Annotated in this window: 20 protein-coding genes; 5 read left to right on the forward strand and 15 right to left on the reverse strand. The window is 41.3% G+C overall.

Features of this window, described 5'->3' with window-relative positions:
• Positions 1 to 25: 25 nt before the first annotated feature.
• Positions 26 to 2,767, reverse strand: coding sequence for a TonB-dependent receptor (locus tag ACUR5C_RS13780; protein WP_454465753.1), 2,742 nt, complete (start codon positions 2,765 to 2,767; stop codon positions 26 to 28).
• Between the two features lie 278 nt (positions 2,768 to 3,045).
• Between ACUR5C_RS13780 and ACUR5C_RS13785 the strand changes: the two genes are divergently transcribed.
• Positions 3,046 to 3,972, forward strand: coding sequence for a hydrogen peroxide-inducible genes activator (locus ACUR5C_RS13785; protein ID WP_454465754.1), 927 nt, complete (start codon positions 3,046 to 3,048; stop codon positions 3,970 to 3,972).
• A 9-nt stretch (positions 3,973 to 3,981) separates the two neighbouring features.
• Complete coding sequence (gene recG / locus ACUR5C_RS13790; RefSeq protein ID WP_454465755.1) at positions 3,982 to 6,075, forward strand: ATP-dependent DNA helicase RecG; 2,094 nt, start codon at positions 3,982 to 3,984, stop codon at positions 6,073 to 6,075.
• Positions 6,076 to 6,077: 2 nt separating this feature from the next.
• Here the strand turns inward: recG and ACUR5C_RS13795 are convergent, their stop codons facing one another.
• Positions 6,078 to 7,277, reverse strand: a complete 1,200-nt coding sequence (locus ACUR5C_RS13795) for a hypothetical protein (protein WP_454465756.1) — start codon at positions 7,275 to 7,277, stop codon at positions 6,078 to 6,080.
• Between the two features lie 334 nt (positions 7,278 to 7,611).
• On the opposite strand from ACUR5C_RS13795, the gene ACUR5C_RS13800 reads away from it, so the two are divergent.
• The 3 genes from ACUR5C_RS13800 to ACUR5C_RS13810 all read left to right on the forward strand — a co-directional run bounded on the left by ACUR5C_RS13800 (position 7,612) and on the right by ACUR5C_RS13810 (position 13,365).
• A complete protein-coding gene (locus ACUR5C_RS13800) occupies positions 7,612 to 8,556 on the forward strand; it encodes a GAF domain-containing protein (RefSeq protein WP_454465757.1) in 945 nt (314 codons plus the stop codon).
• A gap of 288 nt (positions 8,557 to 8,844) precedes the next feature.
• Entirely contained in the window at positions 8,845 to 9,822 is a 978-nt protein-coding gene (locus ACUR5C_RS13805; RefSeq protein ID WP_454465758.1) for a malate dehydrogenase, read from the forward strand.
• A 201-nt stretch (positions 9,823 to 10,023) separates the two neighbouring features.
• Positions 10,024 to 13,365: an amidohydrolase family protein gene (locus tag ACUR5C_RS13810; protein ID WP_454465759.1), complete on the forward strand. Its 3,342-nt coding sequence runs from the start codon at positions 10,024 to 10,026 to the stop codon at positions 13,363 to 13,365.
• A 40-nt stretch (positions 13,366 to 13,405) separates the two neighbouring features.
• On the opposite strand, the gene ACUR5C_RS13815 is transcribed toward ACUR5C_RS13810, so the two are convergent.
• The 13 genes from ACUR5C_RS13815 to gspF form a co-directional block, all read right to left on the reverse strand.
• The gene (locus ACUR5C_RS13815; protein WP_454465760.1) at positions 13,406 to 15,496 is read right to left on the reverse strand and encodes a S9 family peptidase; all 2,091 of its coding nucleotides are present in this window, start codon (positions 15,494 to 15,496) and stop codon (positions 13,406 to 13,408) included.
• Positions 15,497 to 15,583: 87 nt separating this feature from the next.
• A complete protein-coding gene (cysQ, locus tag ACUR5C_RS13820; RefSeq protein ID WP_454465761.1) occupies positions 15,584 to 16,438 on the reverse strand; it encodes a 3'(2'),5'-bisphosphate nucleotidase CysQ in 855 nt (284 codons plus the stop codon).
• 10 nt (positions 16,439 to 16,448) lie between these two features.
• The gene (gene nudE / locus ACUR5C_RS13825) at positions 16,449 to 17,000 is read right to left on the reverse strand and encodes an ADP compounds hydrolase NudE (protein WP_454465762.1); all 552 of its coding nucleotides are present in this window, start codon (positions 16,998 to 17,000) and stop codon (positions 16,449 to 16,451) included.
• The gene (gene yrfG / locus ACUR5C_RS13830; RefSeq protein ID WP_454465763.1) at positions 16,997 to 17,656 is read right to left on the reverse strand and encodes a GMP/IMP nucleotidase; all 660 of its coding nucleotides are present in this window, start codon (positions 17,654 to 17,656) and stop codon (positions 16,997 to 16,999) included. The genes nudE and yrfG overlap by 4 nt, the downstream gene beginning before the upstream one ends.
• Positions 17,657 to 17,664: 8 nt before the next feature.
• Entirely contained in the window at positions 17,665 to 18,417 is a 753-nt protein-coding gene (gspN, locus tag ACUR5C_RS13835) for a type II secretion system protein N (RefSeq protein ID WP_454465764.1), read from the reverse strand.
• Between the two features lie 3 nt (positions 18,418 to 18,420).
• A complete protein-coding gene (locus ACUR5C_RS13840) occupies positions 18,421 to 18,900 on the reverse strand; it encodes a type II secretion system protein M (protein ID WP_454465765.1) in 480 nt (159 codons plus the stop codon).
• Between the two features lie 4 nt (positions 18,901 to 18,904).
• Positions 18,905 to 20,155, reverse strand: a complete 1,251-nt coding sequence (gene gspL, locus ACUR5C_RS13845) for a type II secretion system protein GspL (protein WP_454465766.1) — start codon at positions 20,153 to 20,155, stop codon at positions 18,905 to 18,907.
• Complete coding sequence (gspK, locus tag ACUR5C_RS13850) at positions 20,155 to 21,276, reverse strand: type II secretion system minor pseudopilin GspK (protein WP_454465767.1); 1,122 nt, start codon at positions 21,274 to 21,276, stop codon at positions 20,155 to 20,157. Before gspK ends, gspL begins: the two co-directional genes overlap by 1 nt.
• Positions 21,269 to 21,943, reverse strand: a complete 675-nt coding sequence (gene gspJ, locus ACUR5C_RS13855) for a type II secretion system minor pseudopilin GspJ (protein WP_454465768.1) — start codon at positions 21,941 to 21,943, stop codon at positions 21,269 to 21,271. Before gspJ ends, gspK begins: the two co-directional genes overlap by 8 nt.
• Positions 21,940 to 22,467, reverse strand: coding sequence for a type II secretion system minor pseudopilin GspI (gspI, locus tag ACUR5C_RS13860; RefSeq protein WP_454465769.1), 528 nt, complete (start codon positions 22,465 to 22,467; stop codon positions 21,940 to 21,942). The genes gspJ and gspI overlap by 4 nt, the downstream gene beginning before the upstream one ends.
• A complete protein-coding gene (locus ACUR5C_RS13865) occupies positions 22,464 to 23,147 on the reverse strand; it encodes a pilus assembly FimT family protein (protein WP_454465770.1) in 684 nt (227 codons plus the stop codon). Before ACUR5C_RS13865 ends, gspI begins: the two co-directional genes overlap by 4 nt.
• A gap of 13 nt (positions 23,148 to 23,160) precedes the next feature.
• Positions 23,161 to 23,616 (reverse strand): type II secretion system major pseudopilin GspG, encoded by a 456-nt coding sequence (gene gspG, locus ACUR5C_RS13870; protein ID WP_454465771.1) that lies wholly within the window; start codon positions 23,614 to 23,616, stop codon positions 23,161 to 23,163.
• 26 nt (positions 23,617 to 23,642) lie between these two features.
• A complete protein-coding gene (gene gspF / locus ACUR5C_RS13875; RefSeq protein WP_454465772.1) occupies positions 23,643 to 24,866 on the reverse strand; it encodes a type II secretion system inner membrane protein GspF in 1,224 nt (407 codons plus the stop codon).
• Positions 24,867 to 24,873: the final 7 nt, after the last annotated feature.

Consider the following 24,873-nt stretch of genomic DNA (forward strand, 5'->3'; position numbering starts at 1 on the left):
ATCAAGCCTTGGCGAGCAATTAGGTTTAAAAACTCGCATCAATTTGAAAATAAACTTCTCGGCCAACCGCACTATAGTAACCATCACTATTTCTAAACCAAGGCCAGTTATTTTCAGTTGGGTCAGTAGGCGGCTTACGATTAGTTAAATTATTTAGCCCTAAGCGTAGTTGGATAAACTCATTCAACGAATATCGACCCGATAAGCTTAGGGTAGTCCATGAGGCTTGGTAGTTGCTTTTTTCGCACTCAAAACAGTAGAGTCCGGCCATTTCGTCAATAAAGCTTAGTTTTGCAGTCAACCCGTAATCAGCCTTTTGCCAATCGAATAAAAAATTAGCTCTATATTCCGGCAAAACCCCAAGACCAACATTTTCGACTCTTTCTGTTTCTTCACTAAACCGAGTTTGTAATTCATCCACATAAGTAATGCTCAATTTAGTTAAAAAATCTCCAGCACTATTATTCCATTGATAATTGACAACTAAGTCTAAGCCTCTGGTATCTTGCTCTGCAAAATTCAATGCGCCGGTATAGATTTCTGCGTCGCTACCAAACAAAGTACCGTTTACGTCGCGCTGTACAAAATCGCACAATACACCCGTAAAAAAACAAATATCGACGAGAGCTTGAGCAGACAATGTCGTAACGACTTTGTCTAACCGAATATCAAAATAGTCTAAAGATATATCGAGCTGGCGGTTAACTTCCCACACCGCGCCAAAGCCTAAATTGCTACCTTCTTCTTCTTCTAAATTTATATTTGAGCCTACGGTCAAATTAACCGACTGTATAATCCCTGGGTTGCAGTTAGGGGCTTGAGGATCATTACAAATTGCCCCATTCTCATCGATTAAATAAGCGGGATCGACTATATCAACAAAACTTTGCGTGTCACCACCAAACAGCCGCTGCATATCAGGTGCACGAAAGCTTTTTCCCCATGAACCGCGTAATAACAATGAATCAAAAGGGCGATAACCCACCGCAAAACGAGGGCTAAATGCACCATTGACATCTGAATCATCTTTGTAGTCGTCCCAGCGGATCGCAACATCAACTTCTAAGTTTTCACTGATTGGTAAATTTAACTCACCACCAATGCCTAAGTGATTTCTTTCACCTTTACCTGAACTAGTTCCATCAAAAGCATCTCCAGCCAAAATTAATGGGTCAGGTTTATCATCATAGCGTTCATCTACATGTTCAAAAGCTACCGCGAACTGAACTGGCCCGGCAGCTAAACTAAACGGCAAGTCGCCAGATAGACTAAAGTCAATAACTTGATTACTTGAGTATGAACTTCGATTAGCGTCAAAGGACAAACGCCTAACTTCTGACTCAGGTATTTTTTCAAACAAATCCAACCCATAGTCGACCGCAGAATTTAAACCACTCAGTAAAATATTATTGCTGTTTGTGTCTAAATTAGTGCGGTTATACGAAACGCCTAACTCCCAATCATACTTACCTTGCGCTAATGTACCCTCGAGTCCAATAAGCAAGTTAACCGCATTACTTTTATATTCCGATATTCTGGGTCCAAACTCGACTAGCCGGCGCACAAAAACGCCCGCTTGCTCATCTGCTGTACCGGCCGTTGGGTTGTTAATTGCATTGGGAGCTAAAATTCCCCCCATGTTTGGCACACTAGTTCCAAACCCATTAAACAAAGCTCCACCGTAAAAGTTAGGTTCAAGCTGCGTTTTAACTTTCGAGTTTGAAAAACCGACACGGCTAAATAAGGCTAAATCGCTATTTATTTCGTAAGATAAACGCGTCATCAATGAGAATCGATCTTGAGGGGCTATCAGCTGTCGGTAAGGCGCGCGATCAAAACCACACCAAACTTCATTTGGGTTAAAATAATTTACCTCAACATTGGGTACCCCTTCACCACCGAGTGGATCATTTTCGGTACCACATTGCGGGTGTTGGAATACTTCACCGGTATCAAAGCCTATAAAACTAACCCCGCCACCACTATACTGACCTTGCGGATTGGCAACATCAGACTCAGCATAGGCTCTGTCTCGAGCCCAAAGCGGTGCTTGGCTCCAAATATCAAATATAAAGTCTATTTGAGTGTCACCATTGCGCGCCCCAGTCATTAAATTAAAGCGGTGATTTTGGTATCCGCCACTAGTGGCCTTCCCGTAGCGATAGTTAAGAGAAATACCTTCAATATCTTTACGCGTGATAACATTAATTACCCCAGACACTGCATCCGACCCATAAATTGCAGAAGCGCCATCGGTTAACACATCGATTCTTTCTACAAATGCCATAGGGATTGCTGATAAGTCGACAAAATTACTAGTTCCGCTAATACCTACCGGGTAAATAGGCAAGCGACGTCCATCGATTAATACTAAAGTATGTCCAAAGCCGACTCCTCGAATATTCACCGAAGATGCCGCAGGCGTAAAACCAAAGGTAAACGAGTTATCCATGGTGCCGCCCGTATTCTGAGTTAATCCATCAATAACATCTTTAACGGTAGCAAAACCTTGTTTATCGATATCTTCTCTAGAAATACTGAGGATAGGTGACAATTCATTTAAATCTATTTTCTTTAGGCGAGAGCCGGTTACTATCACTTTAGTGTCAGGCTTTGCTTGATCGCTGTCTTGGCTTTGCTCAAATCCCACTGCATAATTTGGTAAACAGCTAAGAAAACCAAAGGCCAGCACCCATACGGATTTAAGCGTATTTTCAGCGTTCAGTTTTTTGGATGCTTCAAGCTTTGTTTTATTTTTATAACTCATTAACTCGAATTTGTAATTGTAATGTCCCCATTTGGCCTACAATAGCAAAATTTTAAGTAATATGCAGTCATTCGTTTATGGTAATAAGTCCAAATTTAAAAACGCCCTTAAATATTAGCTGCAGCTCACTTTAAATCAATTAACTCACCGGTAATTAGCCGCAAAGATATCGCTACTTGCAATTAATTGCCGATTTAAATCCATTCTTACATTAAAACGTTGCCTCCTAGAATCTATAGTTTTATTATATTGCAACTTCTCTAAGCAAGGTTTGCTCTATGACTTTAAATGAACTTCGATATGTGGTTGCCGTCGCCCAAACACAACACTTTAGTAAAGCGGCTGAAATATGTCATGTTAGCCAGCCTAGCTTAAGTATTGCGGTACGAAAACTAGAAGAAGAGCTCGGTATTACCATATTTCAACGAGGCAAGCGCCAAGTTGAAGTAACCCCAGAAGGCGAGTCTATTGTGCAACAAGCACAAAAAGTTATTGAAGAAGCGGAAAAGCTTAATTACCTAAAAAGCGCCCAAAAGAGCCCGTTAGAAGGAACACTCAAAATTGGCGCCATATTTACTATAGGTCCTTATTTATACCCTTCATTAATTCCATTTATGCGTGAAAATTATCCCAATATGCCGCTTCATATTGACGAAGATTACACCGAAAATCTGCGCAAGAAACTGCTAACTGCCGAAATTGATATTGCGGTATTGGCGTTACCTTTTTCTGATCCTGCGATTGAGACTTTAGATATTTATGATGAAGACTTTATGCCGCTTTTTTACGAAGGACACCCTTTTAGCGAAATGTCCGAGATTGATGTTAATGATATCCCTAGCAGCAATTTATTAATGTTAGGCAAAGGAAACTGCTTTAGAGATCAAGTAATTGCTGCTTGCCCTACATGCAATTCTCCCTCATCTAGTAGCGATAACTGGGTAGTAGGAAGCTCTTTAGAAACTATTCGCCATATGGTGGCAATGCGCTTAGGTATTACCATCATGCCGGTAACAGCTTTAGCTAAACAGATGGACTACCCTGGGCTCGACTCAAGACCATTTGCCGAGCCAGCCCCTAAACGACGAGTTGTGCTAGCATGGCGCTCAAGCTTTCCCCGCAAAGAAGCGGTAAAAGTAATTGCCGAGTCGCTACAGCAGTCACTAGCAGGACAAGTTGATTTACTCGAACTTAAATTAAATTAGACTCATCCGGTGCAAACTAAACTCGCCAGTATTTCGCTTAACACTTTAAAAGGTGTTGGCCCCAAAATAGCGGAGAGATTTGCGCAAATTCATTTGCATAATATTGAAGACTTACTATTTCACTTACCTTATAAATATCAAGACAAAAGCCGTGTGACTCCTATAGGCTCGCTTAGATTAGGTGAAACCGCGTTAGTTTGTGGCAAAATAGAAAAAGCAGATATTGTTTTCGGCAAGCGCCGCTCTCTAGTTTGTAAAATATCCGACGGCACCGGGATTTTAGATATTCGCTTATTTTATTTCTCAAATGCGCAAAAGAATCAGTTAGTTCGAGGTGAATACTTACAGTGCTTTGGACAAGCCAGTTTAGCGGGTCGCAGTGTTAGTATGATTCATCCAGAGATGACCTATTTAAAGTCGTCATCGCAACCGCGCTTACAAGCACAGCTTGAAGCGGTTTACCACACCACTGAAGGCTTACAACAGCGTACATTTCATCAGGTCATTCAACAAGCGCTTCGCCTTCTTAACGCATCTCAAGTTACCGAACTTTTACCGTTAAGCTGGCTTCAAAAGCTTGCATTCCCTCCATTAGCAGACGCCTTAAAAATGCTGCACAAACCACCTCTAGATATTTCGCTTGCAGCAATTCAAGCGGGCGAGCACCCGCTAATTAAACGGCTCGCATTTGAAGAGCTAGTGGCTCAACACATTGCACTACAAAAAATAAAACAGCAAACGCTACAGCATGCCGCTTTTAAAATAGAGCTGGCACAACAAGCAGAATCAGCGCTGAGAAAGGCACTTCCTTTTGCGCTTACGGGAGCGCAAAATAATGTCATTACAGAAATTTTACATGATTTAACCCAACGCCACCCTATGATGCGCTTGGTACAGGGTGATGTTGGCTCAGGAAAGACTTTAGTAGCGGCAATTAGCATGCTCCATGTTGCTAAAAATGGGCTTCAATCTGCACTGATGGCGCCAACCGAAATTTTAGCCGAGCAACACTTTAAATCGCTCAGTGCACTATTTGAAGCTTTAGATATTCGCGTCACTTTGTTAACCAGCAAAATGCCTGCGGCGATCAAGCGAGATGCCCTTCAATCAATAAAACAAGGCGACGCATTAATCATTGTTGGTACGCATGCTTTATTTCAAGCACAGGTCGATTTTAATCAGCTAGGTCTTGTGGTCATAGATGAGCAACACCGCTTTGGGGTTGAGCAACGCAAAACACTGCTTGAAAAAGCTCGTGCCGCAAACCAACAAGACCGCCAACCACACCAACTAGTTATGACTGCTACCCCAATTCCACGGACCCTAGCACAAACCGCTTATGCCGATTTAGATCTTTCGGTAATTGACGAACTCCCACCAGGCCGTAAACCGATTCAAACGGTAGTGATGAGTGACACTATGCGCGAGCAAGTTATCCAGCGAGTAAATTCAGCTTGTTTAAATGATAAAAAACAAGCTTATTGGGTATGCACTTTAATTGATGAATCCGAAGAGCTCCAATGCCAAGCCGCAGAAGCGACTCACCAACAACTGCAAACGCAATTAACTGCGCTAAAAATTGGCTTAATTCACGGTCGAATGAAAGCAGAAGAAAAGCAACAAGTAATGCGCGACTTTAAGTCTGGCGAGCTTGACTTATTAGTTGCAACGACAGTGATTGAAGTGGGAGTCGATGTGCCTAATGCAAGCCTGATGATTATTGAAAACCCTGAAAGGCTCGGCCTTTCTCAGCTGCATCAACTGCGTGGTCGAGTTGGCAGAGGCCAACTCGACAGCCACTGTGTTTTAATGTATCACGGACCACTGTCTGTTAACGCCAAACGACGCTTATCAGTAATGCGCGAAACCAACGACGGTTTTGTTATTGCAGAAAAAGATTTGGAACTTCGCGGCCCAGGCGAAGTTTTAGGTACACGGCAAACCGGCGTAATGGAATATCGTTTTGCTGACTTAGTAAGAGATAGTGAGCTTCTCCCCGAAGTATACGAGTGTGCCCATTATTTAATGCAAACCGCTCCCGCAATTTGCCAAGCTTTAATTGCTCGCTGGGTGAAACAAGGCGAAAGCTTGGGCCGCGTTTAAAACTAAGACTGAATAAGGCTAGCGTAAGCTTTATTGGCCATTATAATTGCTTGCGTACCTTTTAAAGAAAACTCATAACCACACAATTTAAAACGGCTACGCAGAGCGATAGCTTTAACCAATTTTTGCGAGTCGAGCGGCGAAAAATCGGCATAATAGTCGCCGCTATTTTTTCTAGTAGCGGTTAGCAAGCGATAACTTTCGCCATTTTCAAAGCGTATTTTCGCACAAGATTCATCTCCTTGAGCAGTTGCCGCAGTCCATATAACTTGGTCTTCTCCAAAGTCCCCTTGCCATGCAATCGTTAACGCCTTATGCTGGTCAAACATTAGCCAATAATTATCTGGCATTTTAATTTTATTGAGGCGCTGTTTAACTTCGGTTTGTGGTGTCATTTCGGCAAATTGGTTCGGCTCGTTAGTATCTGGCTGAATAAAGCTAATAACCAATATCCCTAAAATAACCACCACTCCAACGGCAGCAAAAACAACTTTAAGATTTTGCGCTAACCAAGATTGTATACTTTGCAGGCCGCTCGTTTGTATTCCGCTGGCTTCAGTCTCGCTAATTTGTGCCTTTTTAAACTGGGCGCCACTTGTTGCAAACTCACTCGATAAAGCTTCAGAGTGAACATTCTCATCGAGTTGGTGCGACTCTATGCTGATATCAAAATTCGCAATCTTTGCCGATTTTTCTGCAAAGCCTGGTTTGTCTTCTGCTTCAATTTCAGTAACACTTTCCACGTCTAAATTAGGCTCTATCCGACTAAATCTTTCAATTGGCGAAACGACTTCACTTGACCGAGCTAATGCTGGGCCGCTGTAACCCAAAGTATAAGTTCTATTCCGTCGCTTTCTTGCGTTGCTCAGTAGCCCAAAAGCAACACTAATTAGCGCGCCTAAGCCTATTAAAATATATTTAGACCAATGCTCTAAAAAACCAATGCAAACGCAAATAAACAGAAATGAAAGACTCGGCGCTGCTGCTAACCACAAATTAAACCCCGCATCTCTAACCCGTCGCACACTAGCCAGCAGCAAGCCACTAGCAAGCACCAGCAGCAAAATTAAGCTAATTCCTAATGCTTCTTTTAATGCAGATTCAAGGCTAACACCCAGCAAATAGACTACTCCACTGATCATCAAAAATCGCCGGCCGTTATCACAGCCGCTAATGCAAATTAATGATTTTAAAAACGCCACTTGAGCTTCCTCTTAATCGATTGATTTCAATTACTTATAAAAACTACTCGAAATTGTTATTGCAAATTTATCATGCTTGGTGCATTTGGACACCTAATAAATTCATTGGTGCCCTGCAATGTTAAGCAGTCGTTAGTTTAAAAGCCGGCAGTTAATGCTAGCCATGTTAAAAAACAACAAAGGCATAGTTGCCGTTTTTTTTATAACTTATTGTAATTTGGAAGCAAGTTCTGCTTCATTGGTCAAACTTTGTCCCCTTACTTTCAAATGTTTTGCTATGATTGTTCTATACTAACAATCATCTTAAAGACTATTCTTAATAGGGTATAAACTATTGAAAGAACCTCAACTGCCTATTTGTGAGCCACTTAGACTAAGTACACTTCACTCCTTAAAAATTCTCGACACCATGCCCGAAGAAAAATTCGACCGCATAACACGTATGGCGCAGCGAATTTATGATGTGCCTTTTGCTTTAATTAGTCTTGTTGACGAAGAGCGCCAATGGTTTAAATCAAATGTGGGACTGGGTGCTACGGAAACCCCGCGAAGTGTCTCCTTTTGTGGACATGCTATTTTAGATAAAGAAGTCTTTGTAGTAGAAGACACTTTAACCAACCCAGACTTTGCAGACAATCCACTGGTGACTGACGAGCCAAAAATCCGCTTTTATGCGGGCTGCCCACTGCATACTTTAAACGGCGCCCGAATTGGGACATTATGCATTATTGACACTAAACCCCGAGAGCTGTCTGGCGGCGACATAGCCACCTTAAAAGATTTGGCTCAAACTGTCGAACGTGAGCTTGCATTAAATCATTTAAGTTTGCTTGACGATATAACGGGTATTACTAATCGTAGAGGTTTTATATCGCTTGGCGCTAAAGCAAAAGACCATTGCAAAAAGCTAAATTTAGAAGCCGCATTATCAGTACTAACCCTTGCCCCTCATGATAATGACACCGCTATTTCAACCATTAGAGAAAGAGAAATAGCGGCTAAAAAGCTTACCGTAATTTTAAAAGAAAATACCGACGAGTCTGAATTTACCGCTCGAATTGGCGACAACCAATTTGCAATATTGTTTATGGAAAGTCAGTCGAACCGAGTAAAAAAAGTGTTGGCTGCAATTCGCGCAGAAATTCATCGCCTTAATTACGAAACCGAACACTCTTGTCGCTTTCAGGTGGCAACAACCGAGAATATTAGTCAGTCACCGCTTAGTTTCGAAGAGCTCGTCATTTTAACCGAAGAAAAAATAGCTGAAAAAAGCGCCTAATTCAGCACACTAAAAATTCCTACTCACAACTCCACTGTTAAACCGCTCCCTCAGATTAGCGGCTTTAATAGTGTGGGCTTGCATTTTGTTAATGAAACGCTAATCTTTGTCGTCGCGCAGCTCTAGCACAGCGACATAAGCTAAACCTCTTTCAATAGCTTTCCGCTTTCAATGACGCTTCTCGCATTCGAGTGAAGCCAATGGTAGGTATGCGCTTAAAGATTATGCTAGAATTCAGGCCAACCAATTTACTTATAATATTGCTCAACTATTCTGAGGAAAGTCCACATGAAACAACCTGTTAGAGTCGCAGTAACTGGGGCCGCTGGCCAAATTTGTTATTCTTTATTATTCCGCATCGCTTCTGGCGAAATGCTAGGCAATGATCAGCCGGTAATTTTACAGTTATTAGAAATTACTCCCGCGCTAAAAGTGCTAGAAGCAGTAAAAATGGAACTTAATGATTGTGCATTTCCGCTACTAGAAGACGTGATTTGCACAGATGATGCTGCAGTTGCTTTTAAAGGCGCAGACTACGGGTTAATGGTTGGTGCTAAACCTCGCGGACCTGGCATGGAGCGAGCAGACTTATTAAAAGACAATGGCAAAATCTTTAGTACTTTAGGAAAAATCATTAATGACGTTGCTAATCCTGAAATGAAGATTTGTGTTGTAGGTAACCCTGCGAATACTAATGCATACATTTTAATGAAGAATGCGCCTAACCTAAACCCAAGAAATATCACCGCGCTAACTCGTCTTGATCATAACCGCGCTATTTACCAATTGGCAGAAAAAACCAATAAAGCTATGCGCAATATCAAGAAAATGACCATTTGGGGCAATCATTCAACGACTCAAGTTCCAGATATTAGCCACACCACTATTGATGGCGAAGCTGCTACCACTATGGTAGATAGCGAGTGGGCAAACCAAGAATTTATGCCAAAAGTTGCTAAACGAGGCGCAGAAGTTATTGGTGCACGAGGCTCTTCATCGGCAGCTTCAGCAGCAAACGGTGTAATAGATCATATGCATAGCTGGGTTTTAGGTACAGAAGAAGGCGACTGGGTTTCTATGGCGGTTTTTTCAGACGGCTCTTATGGAGTAGAAGAAGGCCTGATTTATTCATACCCAGTCACTTGTAAAAACGGCGACTGGCAGATCGTTGCAGGGCTAGAGAACAATGACTTTATTCAACAAAAAATGCAAGAGTCACAAACTGAACTGCAAGAAGAAAGAGATACATGTTCTGACTTGTTTTAAAGTTAAATTTTAGTGATTTAAAAAACGAGACTTCAAGTCTCGTTTTTTTTTACGGCTAGAAAAGTGAAATTCTTTCCTTTAGCGTGAAACCGAAACATTTTGTTGCTGAATATTGCGCTTAAAAATATTTACCTTTGCGATTAACTTTAATAGTCTATAGCCTCCAAATATAATCAAAAATCTAAGCACTTGGGAGATACCATGAAATTACTCACCTCTTGTGCTTCAGCAGCGCTTACCGCATTGTTACTTTCAAGCTCCATTAGCTGGGCAGCAGATAGCAAAGTCGAGACACCGTCTGAAGTAGAGAAAAACGAAGAAAAACAAGAAGCTAAGTGGGATGTAAATAACCCGCCAGGCGAGCAACTTAAAGTAAAAATCAACACCCAACAGTCTACTTGGAGTAACGTTGATGTCAGCCCCGATGGAAAAACCATCTTATTTGATATGCTAGGTGACATTTATGCGATTCCCATGAAAGGTGGAGATGCCACTCCGCTGACCCAAGGTATCGCATGGAATATGCAACCTCGGTTTAGCCCAGATGGCAAACAAATCGCTTTTATTAGTGACAGAGATGGTGGAGACAACCTTTGGATAATGGATGCCGACGGCACTAACCTGCATCAAGTGAGTAAAGAAAAGCGCGATCTGGTGCATACACCTAACTGGTCACCTGATGGTCAATACATTGCAGCGCGGCGCGGCTTTGTGGGCGCTCGCAGTATTGCTGGTGGCGAAATCTGGCTGTATCACAAAGCGGGCGGCTCTGGTTACCAATTAAAAAAACGCATTGGTGGCGAGCAAGCGCAAAAAAACATTTCTGAACCGGCATTTTCACCCGACGGCCGTTATGTGTACTTTTCTATTGACTCTACTCCCGGCACCCGCTGGGAATATAACAAAAATCCTACCTCACAAATTTTTACCATTAAACGTTTAGATCGCGAAACTGGTGAAGAGATTACGTTAATCTCAGGTGCTGGTGGAGCAATCGCGCCAACGCCTTCAAGTGATGGTAAATATATGGCCTATGTGCGCAGAGTAAACACCCAGTCGGTACTTTTCATTAAAGACCTAGTTACTGGAATTGACAAGCCACTGTACACTCAACTAGACAGAGACTTACAAGAGACAAATGGTAGTCACGGGAATACAACGCAGTTTGATTGGACCCCGGATAACAAAGCTCTGGTATTTTGGGCCGGAGGAAAAATTCACAAAGTTGATATAGATAGCGCTAAAGTTTCGCCTATTCCCTTTAAAGTCGAAGTAGAAAAAACCATTACCCCAGCGGTGCGTTTTGCGGTCGATGTAGCACCTAAGAACTTTGACGTAAAAATGATTCGGTGGGCACAAAAATCACCTGATGGTAAAAAAATTGCTTACCAAGCACTCGGCAAAATTTATGTTAGAGACGTAAAATCAGGTAAAACTAAACGCTTAACAAAGCAAAATGATCACTTCGAGTTTTACCCAATATTTTCACCAGATAGCAAAAAAATTGCTTACGTTACTTGGGATGATCAAAAGCTAGGGAGCATTAAACTGGTTTCTAGTCGAGGCGGAAAAGGCAAAACAATAACCAAACAACCAGGTCACTATGCAGAGCCAGCATTTTCTCACGACGGCAAAAAGTTAGCTTTTCGACGCTTTAGCGGCGGCTACCTATTATCGCCTGAGTACTCAATGGAAACTGGATTGTACGTCGTAGACAGCGATGGCGATAACTTAAAACGTGTCAGTCGCTCTGGCATAAATCCACATTTTTCAGCAGATAACCAACGCATTTTATTCTCACAGTTTGGTTGGGGTGCAAAGTCTAAACTCAGTAGTGTTGACTTAAACGGCAAAGACGAGCGCAACCACTTAACTGGCTTTGACATCACTGAATTTAAAGTCTCTCCTGATGGCCAGTGGGTCGCATTTACGCAACAGTTTAATGCTTACATTGCCCCCTTCGCTTTAACCGGCAAGAACGAGTCAATTTCTTCAAGCAGTCAATCTATGCCAGTTAAACAAGTTTCTAAACGCAGCGGTGAATATCTCCAATGGTCTCGTGACAGTCAACAATTAAGCTGGGCACTTGGAGCAACGCTTTACTCGAGAGAGCTAAAAGATGCATTTTCTCACTTTGCTAACAGCCCTGCCGAACTGCCTGAGCCAGTCACAACCGGCATTGATTTGTCATTTAAAGCGAAAGCCGATATCCCAAGCGGAAAAATTGCTTTAGTCGGTGGTAAAGTAGTGACCATGCGTGATGCTTATAACACTCAAGAAATCATTGAAAATGGCGTGGTATTAGTGGAAGGAAATCGCATTACTGCGGTTGGTAGTGAAAGCCAAGTAGCAATTCCAAAGGATGCTAAAGTTATTGATATTTCCGATAAAACAGTTTTCCCTGGAATGATCGATGCTCATGCTCATGGGCCACAAGCGAGCAATGAAATAACTCCCCAACAAAACTGGACGAGTTATTCTTCGTTAGCGTTTGGGGTGACCACAATTCATGATCCTTCAAATGACTCCAGCGAAATTTTCTCTGCGAGTGAAATGCAGCGACATGGCGATATTGTAGGGCCTAGAATTTATTCTACCGGAACCATTTTGTATGGCGCAAAAGCGCCGGGTTACACCGCTAACATTGACAGCTTAGACGACGCTAAATTCCATTTACAACGTTTAAAAGATATGGGAGCAATATCGGTTAAAAGTTACAACCAGCCACGCCGCGATCAAAAACAACAAGTTATAGCGGCAGGCAAAGAGCTTGGCATAATGGTCGTTCCAGAAGGTGGGGCCAAGTTTTACCACAATATGACCATGATAGTTGACGGGCATACCGGTATAGAACACTCCTTACCTATTGCGAAAGTTTATGACGATGTAAAACAGCTTTGGTCACAAACTAAAGTCGGTTATACACCAACTTTTGGTGTTGCCTATGGCGGCCTGTCTGGTGAAACCTATTGGTATGACAAAACAAAGGTGTGGCAAAATGAGCGGTTAATGCGCTTTACGCCGCGCTATTTGGTTGACCCAGTAGCAATCCGTCGCTCAACCGCGCCAGAAGAACACTACAACCACTTTGACGTAGCTCAAGCAGCCAAAGAGCTCAATGACTTAGGAGTTAAAGTTCAAATTGGTGCTCACGGTCAGCGTGAAGGTTTAGCTGCTCATTGGGAGATATGGATGATGAATCAAGGAGGGTTTACTCCTTGGCAAGCGATTAGAGGCGCAACCATTGATGGAGCAAGTTATTTAGGTATGGACAAAGAGTTAGGTAGTATTGAAGTTGGCAAACTAGCCGATCTCATGATTATTGATGGCAATGTTTTAGAAGATATTCGCCAATCCCAAAACGTTGTTTATACTATGATAAATGGCCGTTTATTCGATGCCAATACAATGCATGAAGTTGCTCGCAAAAATGCTCGCCAACGCGAAGCGTTTTTCTTTGAGAAACTTAACATGCAATCATTACCCGATGAAACAGCAAAAGCCATTGAGCTAAAACAACAGCAATATCACTGGAAACATTAATCACAGTTAAAAAAAATCCCAGCCTTAGCTGGGATTTTTTTTAGTCTTCTTTATCTGCTTTTTTATTTAAATACTGCTGATGATTTAATTCGTACTCGGGTATTTGCTTACCTTTATTATCACCTTTTAAATAAAACTCCATCCAACGCATTAAACGCATACTGTAATCAAGTTGCGCCGCGGCTTTACGGTTACCGTGACCTTCGCTTGGATAAAATACCAACCTAACTGGTGTGTCAGTACGAGTTTTAATATAACGATAAAGCTCCATTGACTGACTAGGGTGAACACGAGTGTCCTCTTCGCCATGCATAATTAAGATTGGTGTATTAGCCTTATCTGTGTGATAAATAGGGCTACGTTCTAACATCCATTGCCACTTGTCCCACGGATAATTACGCGCATGAACGTTATACATTTCTTTAGGAATATCAGTTGTTCCAAACTTTGAAAGTTGATTAGAAATTCCAACAAACATTACGCTTGCTGCAAAGTGCTCGCTGAGTGCTGTTGCTGCCCAAGCTGAAGCATAACCACCATAGGAACCGCCCGTAATACCGACACGCTTTTTATCAACTAAACCCATTTTAGATAAGTGACTAATAGCATCCACTAAATCATTAAATTCAGCTCCAGCATAATCAGCTTGCCCTTTCATTGAAAACTCGACGCCGCGGCCTGTGCTACCTCTGTAATTTGGTAAAAATACCGCAAAGCCATTGGCGGCAGCATGCTTAATAGGATAACTATAACGATCTAACCACTCGTCACTAATATGACTTTCAGGACCTCCGTGCACCATCATGATTAATGGATAGCGCTTACCTTTTTTATAATTGGTTGGATACACTAAAATGCCATCTAACGACAAACCATCTCGCGCTTGATAACTAATTGATTCTTGCTTAGGCATTTTAACATCGGCTAACCAAGGGTGCAGATTAGTTAAACGCTTTTCAGTCCCTTGTAAATAAGCATAAACTTCTCGCGGATGGCTTGAGCTACTAACAACCGAGCTGATGAGTTTTCCGCTCGTATCAAAGCTAATGGTTTTAACAAAATTTTTGCCCGGTGCAATCAAAGTGGTGGTTTTTAAGCTGTCTAAATTAATACTTGAGACTTCACTTTTTGTACCGATATTGCCTAAATAGGCTAGCTGGTAATTCGACATCCAAGCGACAGCTTTAACATGGCCTTGATAATCTTTAAGTACTTCTGTGACTTTGCCATTTTTTACACTTCCTACAAAAAGCCGTCCATCAGCAGGATCGTTAATTCCTGCAGCACCAATAATGGCTACTTTTTTTCCGTCATGCGACCAAACAGCTTGACCTAGCTTTCCTTGCGTAACAAACTTTTGTATAGGTTTACCTTTTAAGTTTATCACCTGATAACTCGATGCAGTATAGTTATCATCAATCAGCGCGGTTGGAGCGACTCTAACTAAAAGCTTATTATCTGCTGGTGAAAACTTAGCAGAAAGCACGTGCTCTTTTATTTCGATTACTTTAGGCTTAGCCGACTTGTCAGTTAAATCGAGCGCAAATAATTGGGTCTTTTTTACTGACTCTTCATAGACTTTTGCTTTAAAGCCTTTTTCTTTTAATGTTTTATAGTGCTTGCCTTTAGCGGGCTTAGCTAAAAACACTAAACGCGAAGCATCTTTATTGACACTATAAGCTGAAATATTTGACTTAATTGAGGCAACTTTTTGAGACTCTCCGCCATTAACAGCAATTCGATATACGCTTTTAAACTTATCGTCATTACGCTTTGCTAAATAATAAATAAACTGGCTATCTAAGCTCCACTGAACACTCGACACATTCACTTCACCAGTGATAAAAGGGCGACTTTCACCCGCTAGATTAGTTAAGTGCAACTCAACATAGGAGCCACCATCTTTGTCCTTATAAATATCTCTTGGTACTAGCTTAGTGTAAGCAATATGTTGCCCATCGGGAGAAGTGTAACTACCCAACACAGATTCCATCTCGACTAACTGCTCTAGTGAAATTTGGCTAGACTTTTTTCCTGACTTAGCATTACTGCTAAAAGTAACACAGGCCAAAATACTCAGTGCAAACCAAATAAAATAGGTATGCAACTTAATTTGATTAAAATTTTTCAATGTCATCACTCTCTTACTCTTTATTGTTTATCATACTTAAAATTAATGTTTCTAGGTTATATCACACCACCCTCATTAAGGCGGCCATTAACTCTCTTGTTTAGGTAAAATTAAATTTTCTCTCCAATTAAAACTAGGATCACCTAAAACTAAAAAAAATGGGTTAAGCAAACTTTCTTTTTGATTGTAAACCATTTCAGAAAAGTCCAGCTGAACCAACTGCCCCCCGGCTTCCTCAACAATTGCTTGAGCCGCAGCAGTGTCCCACTCACAAGTAAGTGCCAATCTTGGATAAAGATCCGCTTTACCTTCTGCTACCAAACACATTTTTAACGAGCTACCTCGACTGGCCAGTTCAAAGCTTGAAAAATTTTGGCAGAGTGTTTGCACTTGCTCTAGACCATGCCGTCGGCTTGCAACAACAGTAAAATGGGGTTCTCCATTTTTTATAACTAAGGGGCGTACCTGAATACGTTCGGCCTCGCAATTTCCAACTTGTTTAAATGCATTGAGCCCTTTGGCAGCATAATAAGTTGTATCTAATACCGGAGCATAAATTACTCCAAGAACGGATTTTGCATTAACGACTAAACTAATATTGACAGTAAAGTCATCATTACGCGCAATAAACTCTTTGGTGCCGTCAAGCGGATCAATAACAAAACAACAGTCCCATTCTTTGCGCTGTTGAAAGCTTATTCCTGTACTCTCTTCTGACAGGCAAGGTATGTTGGGATATTTATTTTCTAGGTAGTCGACAATAATATGGTGGGCAGCCATATCGGCTTTAGTTAGTGGCGAGTCATCTGATTTGGTTTTAACCTTAAAATCATCTGAATTATAAACCGATAAAATGGCTTCGCCAGCACGCTTAGAAACCGCTATCACATCGTCAAGAATTGCCTGAAGTTGGCTCGCGCTAAACGGGGTTTTATTCATCATTTCTCTTTTCTCAAGTGCTTCTGGTTTTAAGATGCTGCTGCAATAAAAGGAGCGCGGCAATGGAACGCGATTCGGAAAATTCATCGCGGTCTAAAAGCTCGCCAAGCTGTGTAAACGGCCACTTTACCACTTCAAGTGGTTCTGGCTCATCGCCTGGCAGACGCTCTGGATATAAATCTTCTGCAAAAACAATATGCATTTTATGGGTAAAATAGCCAGGGGCTAAACTGACAACTTTTAAGATCTTTTGTTTTCTCGCACCAAACCCCGCTTCTTCCTTAAGCTCCCGATTAGCTGCGTCAAGCGGCGTTTCGTTGGCATCAATCAACCCTTTTGGAAAAGCCAATTGATAATCGTGAGTCCCAGCCGAATATTCTCGAATAAGTATGAGCTCGTTCTTTGCCGTTAAAGCGACAATCATTACCGCCCCACTTTTTCCAGCAACCATGCGCTCGTATGTTCGATGCGCGCCGTTAGAAAACTCTAATGCAATTTCTTCAACACAAAAAAGGCGTGTTTTGGCAATTTGCCGAGTTGAAATAATTTGGGGCTTTTTAGTCATGGCTTAACACCGGCAAAATCATGAAATGCTGCAAATGGAGCAGTATCTATTTTATCTGCATTTGAAGCGGGTTGTGCTATGCCAATGCAGTATTTAATTCCAAACCGCTTTGCAGCCTGTAAAATACTCACACTGTCATCAACAAAAAGCGTACGTTCGCAGTCAAAGTTAAATTTTTGTTTTAGCTGTACCCAGTAATGCTGCTCTTCTTTTGGAACGCCAAAATCATGTGAGCTAGTCAAAGAGTTAAAATAGTGAGAAAAGTCAACCGAGGTTAGTTTAACTTGAAGACTTTTAGGATGGGCATTGGTGACCAAGATAACCTCTTTTTTCAAAGAGTTTAACATTTTTAAAAATTCTTGCGCTGCCGGTCGATAGGCAACTTTATGTTTGATCGATTGCTTTAAACCTACAATATCTAGGCCAAGCTCTTCACTCCAATAATCTAAGCAGTACCAATTAAGCGTGCCTTTAATTTTCTCATATCGCAGCGCTAAATTCTGATGGCTTTGCGCCAATGACAAGCTATTTTTTTGAGCGAAAACTTGCGGCACTAGCTCAAGCCAAAAATAATTATCAAAAGATAAGTCCAAAATGGTACCGTCCATATCTAACAGTACGGTGTCAATTTCATCCCAGTTTATTTTTGGGTTCATAAAATACCCTAGAATATTTTTTGTTTAAATTTAATGGGTAATCTTCCTGCGGCTGGTTTGCCATTATTAAAAAGCGTCATTGCATTATAAATGTTTTGTTCTGTTGAGGTAGAAATGCTACCAATAAACTCGAACATACCGGCTGAATTAATTGTTGCTTTACCTTGCAGGTCTAGCTTATTTTTGCTATTTAAAATAGTTATTTCTATTAACTTATTAGCTTCATCCGTTTTCGCAGAAAAGAGAAAGTCGCCTAGCTCCCAGTTTTGCCCTGCGTAATTAACACTGGCATTATTCCAACGACCACTGCCATTCAAACTAAGTAGCTTTTTAGCTAACACCTTGGCTTCAAGCGTGTCGGTTGAAATTTGCCCGCCAACACTTACATCGCGAATACCAATTATTGGATTAAGTTGTTCTGCTCGTAACTTAAGCGAGGCATCTTTTAACTGTAATGGTTTATTTGCAGATAAAGGTAAGGTCACATTTAATTCGCCAGTGACATCCCCTTGTGGTATTTCAAGGTCAACAGATAGAGCACCCAGAAACAAACTAAATACACTCAAGGAAAATGACGTTTCGCTTACACTGGTTGTATTAAAACGTGTTTCGCGAACTTCACCACGCCAAATGGTGCCGCTTAAGCCGCTAATACTTAATCCTTGTCTTGCAGGAATATGGTTTTCAAATAGTGACGCTGGAATTAAATAAACCAGAAACACAATAAAACATAAACTTAAAACGACTATTTTTTTAATCATAATTTAACTTTTTTGAATTTTAACATCCATGCTGCTTAACCCATTTCGATCTTTACTTCGAATATTGGCCGACAGCACTTTGATTTGGTAAGTTTTCTCAAGTTCCGCAGTCCAGCGAATGAAATCATTAAATGGTATGTTATCAAACCAAATCTGGGTTTCATTTGCGCCATTTTCTTTTACTCTTGACACTCGCAAATTAAAGCGGCGTGTAGTTGAAGTAATTATACTACTTAAAGCTTGGTTACTGCTGCCTGCTGTAACTTGTCCACCACTGCTAACTAGCTGAGGCATTGCTTGTTGCCATTTTGCGACAGACGCTTTACGTGCTTTTACTTGCCGCTCTAAATTATTCACCGAGCTGTTCAGCGGATTAATTACTCCAAAAAATAGAATAATTAATGCAAAGAAAGCACTCGCTATCAAAACAATTCTTTGCTCATTTTGCTCAAGTCCGTCATACCATTCTTTTACTTGTTGCATGGTCTTATTTCCTCACTATCAATCGGCTAGAGTATCCGTCGCCACGTTGAGTAGCCGACGACATTTCCACCTGATGGCCACTTTCGCGCAATCGATCGCGATATTGATTTAAAATAGATAGGTCTTTGGCTATAACATCCATTCTAAGTTCGTTACGTGATGCATCATAACTAATATTCGTAGGGTAGAGGCTTTCTAAGTCGGCAATTTTACTTGAGGTTGAGTCTAGCATGCCTAAAAACGAAGTTTGACCGTCACCACCACTTAAAGTTTTTAAGTAACTGCTTAACGCTTTGTCTGGATTAGAAGGCACTCTGCGTCCAGGAAAAGCTTGCTTCCATAATGCTGCGCGCTGCTTACCTAAAATCTGCTTCTGTTGTTCCAAAGTAAACCATTGAGTTCCTTGATAAGCTATAAATGCAAATAAAAGTAATCCTGCAAGACTGCCTAACTTAACGATTAATGCGGCATAAGGAGAGCGCTCTGCTTTAGCTTCAAACTCACCTTGCATTAAATTAGTGGCACTGGTTTTAGCCTTGTGCATAAATTCAGTAATTGAAACCTCTAGCTGCAATTGCGGTGCAAAACGTCCCACCGGTAATGTTGATTCAAACAATCTAAAGCGATCTTCAGAGTCGGTGACTACCTGCATAGGTATTGCAATTGGCATTTCATCTTCTGCACTAGTCTCTGCGATTTCTTTTTGCACCAACCAAGCAAAATCGTCTGGGTCACAGTACCAATGATTACCCGAATCATTTTTTACGAGAATTTTATCTGCTTGTAAAACTAACTGATAGCCTTCTTCTGGCTGCTCTAACAAATCAATTTCTGTGACAACGCTCTTTAATTTTATGTCGGCGTCAGAAAACTGTTGCATAATTTCAGAAAAATAAGCTAAGTTCAGCGCGCGTACCGGAATACTACCGTTAGACGTCCTCGCACCAACGGCAATAAATGTTTTATCAACTGGCTCTGCTAATTGTTCTTCTACCATATAAGGCACAGCTTTACGTAAATGTCGCTGCGCTTTGTTTGGCATTACAACGCTATTTAAGTGAACATCGCGAGAATCTAAAATTAATCTTACGTTAAACTGACTAGCCATATCCGCCATTACTGCTAAATCGGCTTTCAACAGTACTCGGCTTTCAATTAAAGGAACTGCCACAGAGTCGCTAGCAACCGAGGGATCAATATGCCAGCTAAAGCTATCGCTATTTTTATGCCCCCAAAAAATACTTAAATTATTCATTACTCTCTACCAAAATATCGTGAGACGACTTTAAAATTATTATCAGAATCTTTTTTAAATAATGTTTTCATGTAAACTCGCGTTTTACCTACCTCTGCTTTCGCGCGCATTTCAAAATACTCACTAGTAACACTTAAGCGAGTGGTAGCATTTGCGTCAATACTTGCTTTTTTAGGGCCGAGTTCTTCAATAAACGCTTCTACTGACTCAAAGCCTTCTTCCGGCCGAGCAGCCAGAGCTTCGGTAACGTCAGACAAAGTAATATTTTGTCCACCCAAATTGGCTAACAGTAATGCCACCGAGTCTTCTGTCACCGTGTTAATATTAATTTGATTCACATTTTGATCTGGCAATACGCAAACCAAAGGCCTTAGCAATTCATAAATAACAGGCGAGACGTCTTTAACTGTTCTTAGCTCACTCACATGTGCCATTAAATCGTTTGCAGTTCTGTAGGGTATTTCCAACCCTTGATAGTATGAGTCTTCAGCGCCATCGGGACCTGCTGGCTCAATATCTTCATCAATCCAGTCTCTCACAGCAGTCGCTATTGCTTTCCCGGTTATATCGGTCTTATCATCGATTTTCTCAATTAGCTCTTCTAGTACCAACTGTCCCGGAGTTTCCATTGCAAACCCAGTATCATTTTGACGACCGCCACTTTTAGGTTGTCCGTCACCAGAAGGCGCGCCCTTTTGACCGTCATTACCACCAGGATTAGCGCCATTATTATTTTGGCCTTCAAACACAATGGAATTTAAATTAAAACAGCTTTGCATATCTTTAATGCTGGCTTGCATTCCGCCACCATCAATTGGAAAATTAATCTGGTCTTGCGCCCAAGACTGCCCTAAATGCACTATATCTTCTTCGCTTGCATCGAATGATTTTTTCATCCAAATTTTAGCGAGTTCTTCCATTCCCATTAAATAAGAATAGGCTTGATCACGATTAATTAAATTACTACTTAAAATTTTCTGGTAGGTAACCGTTTTAGTGGCCTCTACCACCAAAACAATAATAAAGGCGGCAATTAATACCACCGTTAAAAGTACCGTACCGCGCTGCTGCTGAAGACTAGAGGGCCGCAGCGAGCGACACTTTGAGCTAAGCTTACTCATTCGGCGTTACCCTATCAGATATAGCAAATAGCCTTTCTAGCTCACCGTAGTCGCTTAACTTTAACTTAAATTTAATCGCAACCGGTAACACTTGAACCGGAGCTTCTGGATCGCTAACCAATAAAGGCCAAGATTCATGCCACTGTTCACCGTCATAAAAATTAACTGACATTTCTTCAACCCCATCTAAAATGGGGCGCTTTAGCGCAAAGTCTTCACTCATACCATCGGTAAAACTAAAACTGGTTCTTACTAATACATTATCAACAACTGAGTAACGTAAATGCTCCAAATTTGACCGCGCGAGTTTCGCAGGGTTTCGTCGACCTAACCGGGTCAACTGAAAATAAGGCTCTGAAGCTTCTAGCTCAGTTTTCATGCTCGGTTGCTTATCACCATACTCGTCTCTTATCGGGCGTTTGGTAATTTGCTGAATATCGTTTGATAAAAACAAAAACGCCCTTTGCACATTGTTTAAGCGATCGCCATTGCTTTTTATATTGCTTTTCGCTTGAGTCGCTTTGTTTAATATGGTTAGTGCACCAACACTAATCACCGCCATTATTGCCATGGCCACAAGCACTTCAATTAAACTAAAACCTTGGCTACAGAATACTCGACTCTTAGCCAAGTGTTTTGGTTTGGATTGCAACCAACAAAAGTTCATTTACGTTCACCACGGCTATTATCATTTCCACCGCGTTGGTTGCCGCCACGCCGATTATCATTTCCTCTGCCTTGACGATCTCCGCCTCGGGCTTGGTTTGGGTCTGCCGCTGTTTTCTCTATATTTTTATTCGCAATAAAACCGACAAAGCGCGTTGTTGGCAGCTCGTCTTTGTCATTGTAACGAACCTCTACTTCAACTTGGCGTAAATCTTTTTCGGTCGTTTTAGTCACCGTTTGTAACCAAAACCACTTGTGCCCTCGCATTTCACTGGTGCCTCTAGTTACACCAACATTTGGCCACTCAGGCTCTAGCCTAACTTGTGCCATTTGATTAAGCGCAACCCAGTGAGCTACAACTTTTAAACTAGTTCCAACATGTGCCCGACTCTGGCTATTCATGCTGCTTAATAACATGGTGACAGCCATACCAAAAATCACCATCGCAATCAGTACTTCTAACAAAGTAAAAGCGCTCACTTTAGCCAAAGTGCGATTGCATTTTTGAAGCTTCACTGCGCTCACAGATCTGTCTCCAAAAAGTCGCTGTAATCTCGCAATATGTCAGTAAACAAGTTGCCTGGCAAAGGCCCTTGATACTCTAAAACACCTGTCAGCTCACCTTTAATGCGAAAAAATTTAGGTTCGTTAGCGTCTTCTTGATAAGCTTCAATTGATGCTACACCAATAACAAACTGATTCTGTTCGCCGGTAGATAAAAAGTAAATTTGCGGTGGTTCAACTTTTTCTTCTTGGTCTTCTTCTTCAAAAATATTAACGTCTTCTTCAAAAATATTGACGTCATCTTCGTCTTTGGCAAATAAATTTTCACCATCAATGGAAATATTGACTTCTACTTCTTCTGCAAACTCATGCTTTGCCAAAGCAGGGTTCTCTTCAATTAGCTTCCACTTTAGAGGCGCATCGTCTACATCGACTTCTGGCTCTAAAACTAAAAAGTGGTAACCATTTTCATCAATGGTCAAACCAAACTCTTTGTCTTGAATAACAGCTAAATCTCTGACCATATGAATTGCGGCCAATAAACGAGTCGCTTCTTCGCGCGCTATTTTATCACCTTGATTACCAAACCTAGGCATGGCTACGGCCACTAACAGCGACACAATAGCCATTGCAACCAGAATTTCTAGTAAGCTAAACCCTTTAGATTGAAAAGACTGTTTGGCATTAGGTAATAAGTTCACAATAATGTTGTGTCTAGTTTTGCTCTTTCAAAGCTTTAATGACTTCGTCTATATTCCAATTGCCAATATCGGTCGCTAGGCCTTCACCACCTTCTTCACCATCAGCACCCAAAGAGTAAATATCATATTCACCAAACTCGCCAGGGTAGGCATACTGATAAGGGTTCCCCCAAGGGTCATTCATTAAGCCATCTAAATAACCGCGCGAAGAATAATTTTTAGGCTCTGGAGAGGTTTGCGGCTTTTGTACTAGCGCTTCTAAACCTTGTTCCGTAGTTGGCAATAAAAAGTTATCGGCGTGATATTGAATTAATGCTGATTTTACTGCTTGAATATCACCTTTAATTCTCAGTAAATTAGCTTCTTCGGTTTTGCCCATAAACTGGGTCACCATAATGCCGCCTAATATCGCCATGATTGCCATAGCAACCAATATTTCTAGCAATGAAAAACCAGACTGTTTACGCATGTTAAACCTCAATTAAATTAATAAAATTACGTTAACGCTTCATTCAGCGCAAAAACGGGTAGCATAATTGCCAATACAATTGTGAATACAAACGATCCCATAATTAAAATCATTACCGGCCCAATCATATTCATCATAGTGCCTACTAGATTATCAAATTGTCGCTCTTGATTATCCGCAGCCCTATCGAGCATTTGCTCTAGCTCGCCAGAGTTTTCACCACTAGCGATCATGTGCAGCATCATGGGTGGAAAATAGCCACATTGCTGCAATGAAACTTTAAGTCCTGCACCTTCGCGCACCCGTACGGTCGCTTCTCTAACAGCTGCCTTTAACTCTTCATTAGTCATTACCTCACCGGCAATTTTCATTCCTTCTAAAAGCGGTACGCTACTTTGATTTAATATGGCTAAAGTTCGAGCAAAACGCGCTGCGTTCATACCGCGAATAATTTTTCCAACAATCCAAGCATTTATTTTCCATTTGTCCCAAGCCAATCTCATTTTAGGTTTAGTTAATGCATACTTAAACCCCATAAACATTCCTACCAAAACGATGGCCGTTAAGAAACCCCAGCTTTGAACATATTCACTCATAGAGAGCAGCGCTTGAGTCAAGCCTGGAAGTTCTTGGCCCGACTGAACGAAACTTTTGGTAATTTCTGGAACCACATAGCCCAGCAAAAATGACACAATAGCAATACTAACAACAGACAAAATAATTGGATAAACTAGCGCACCAGATATTTTAGACTGAAGCTCTTGGCGTGACTCTGTATAGTCGGCTAATCGCTCTAAAACCAAATCTAAATGTCCCGACTTTTCACCAGCAGCAACCATTGAACGATAAAGATCAGAAAATACCGCGGGGTATTCGCTTAATGCGTCAGCTAATGAATGCCCCTCTACTACACGCGATCGTATTCCCATTAACATGCTGCGGTGTTTGGGCTTTTCAGACTGCTCTGCCACAGCCTTAACGGTTTCTTCTACTGGGATTGCGGCACGTATTAAGGTAGCAATTTGACGGGTAATTAATGCCAAATCAGCAGCACTAATTTTTGTTTTAAAAATACCCGAACTGGTTTTACTCGACTTATTTTTACCACTACTGGTAACGCTTTCTACTTCTAAAGGAATGAAGTTTTTATCTCTTAATTGCTGTCGTATTTGGCGCGGAGTATCCGCCTCCATAATTCCTTTTTTCTGTTTGCCGCTAGGGTCTAACGCGATATATTCAAAAGCTGCCATGGTTTAT

The organism is Aliikangiella aequoris (assembly GCF_053709105.1).

Bases quoted from the DNA above. Each gene is read 5' to 3' on its own strand.
- ACUR5C_RS13785 (WP_454465754.1), top strand. From the start codon at position 3,046: ATGACTTTAAATGAACTTCGATATGTGGTTGCCGTCGCCCAAACACAA.
- gspG (WP_454465771.1), bottom strand. From the start codon at position 23,616: ATGCGTAAACAGTCTGGTTTTTCATTGCTAGAAATATTGGTTGCTATG.
- gspF (WP_454465772.1), bottom strand. From the start codon at position 24,866: ATGGCAGCTTTTGAATATATCGCGTTAGACCCTAGCGGCAAACAGAAA.
- gspJ (WP_454465768.1), bottom strand. From the start codon at position 21,943: ATGAACTTTTGTTGGTTGCAATCCAAACCAAAACACTTGGCTAAGAGT.
- ACUR5C_RS13840 (WP_454465765.1), bottom strand. From the start codon at position 18,900: ATGCAACAAGTAAAAGAATGGTATGACGGACTTGAGCAAAATGAGCAA.
- cysQ (WP_454465761.1), bottom strand. From the start codon at position 16,438: ATGATGAATAAAACCCCGTTTAGCGCGAGCCAACTTCAGGCAATTCTT.
- gspK (WP_454465767.1), bottom strand. From the start codon at position 21,276: ATGAGTAAGCTTAGCTCAAAGTGTCGCTCGCTGCGGCCCTCTAGTCTT.
- ACUR5C_RS13805 (WP_454465758.1), top strand. From the start codon at position 8,845: ATGAAACAACCTGTTAGAGTCGCAGTAACTGGGGCCGCTGGCCAAATT.
- nudE (WP_454465762.1), bottom strand. From the start codon at position 17,000: ATGACTAAAAAGCCCCAAATTATTTCAACTCGGCAAATTGCCAAAACA.
- yrfG (WP_454465763.1), bottom strand. From the start codon at position 17,656: ATGAACCCAAAAATAAACTGGGATGAAATTGACACCGTACTGTTAGAT.
- ACUR5C_RS13810 (WP_454465759.1), top strand. From the start codon at position 10,024: ATGAAATTACTCACCTCTTGTGCTTCAGCAGCGCTTACCGCATTGTTA.
- gspL (WP_454465766.1), bottom strand. From the start codon at position 20,155: ATGAATAATTTAAGTATTTTTTGGGGGCATAAAAATAGCGATAGCTTT.
- gspN (WP_454465764.1), bottom strand. From the start codon at position 18,417: ATGATTAAAAAAATAGTCGTTTTAAGTTTATGTTTTATTGTGTTTCTG.
- ACUR5C_RS13780 (WP_454465753.1), bottom strand. From the start codon at position 2,767: ATGAGTTATAAAAATAAAACAAAGCTTGAAGCATCCAAAAAACTGAAC.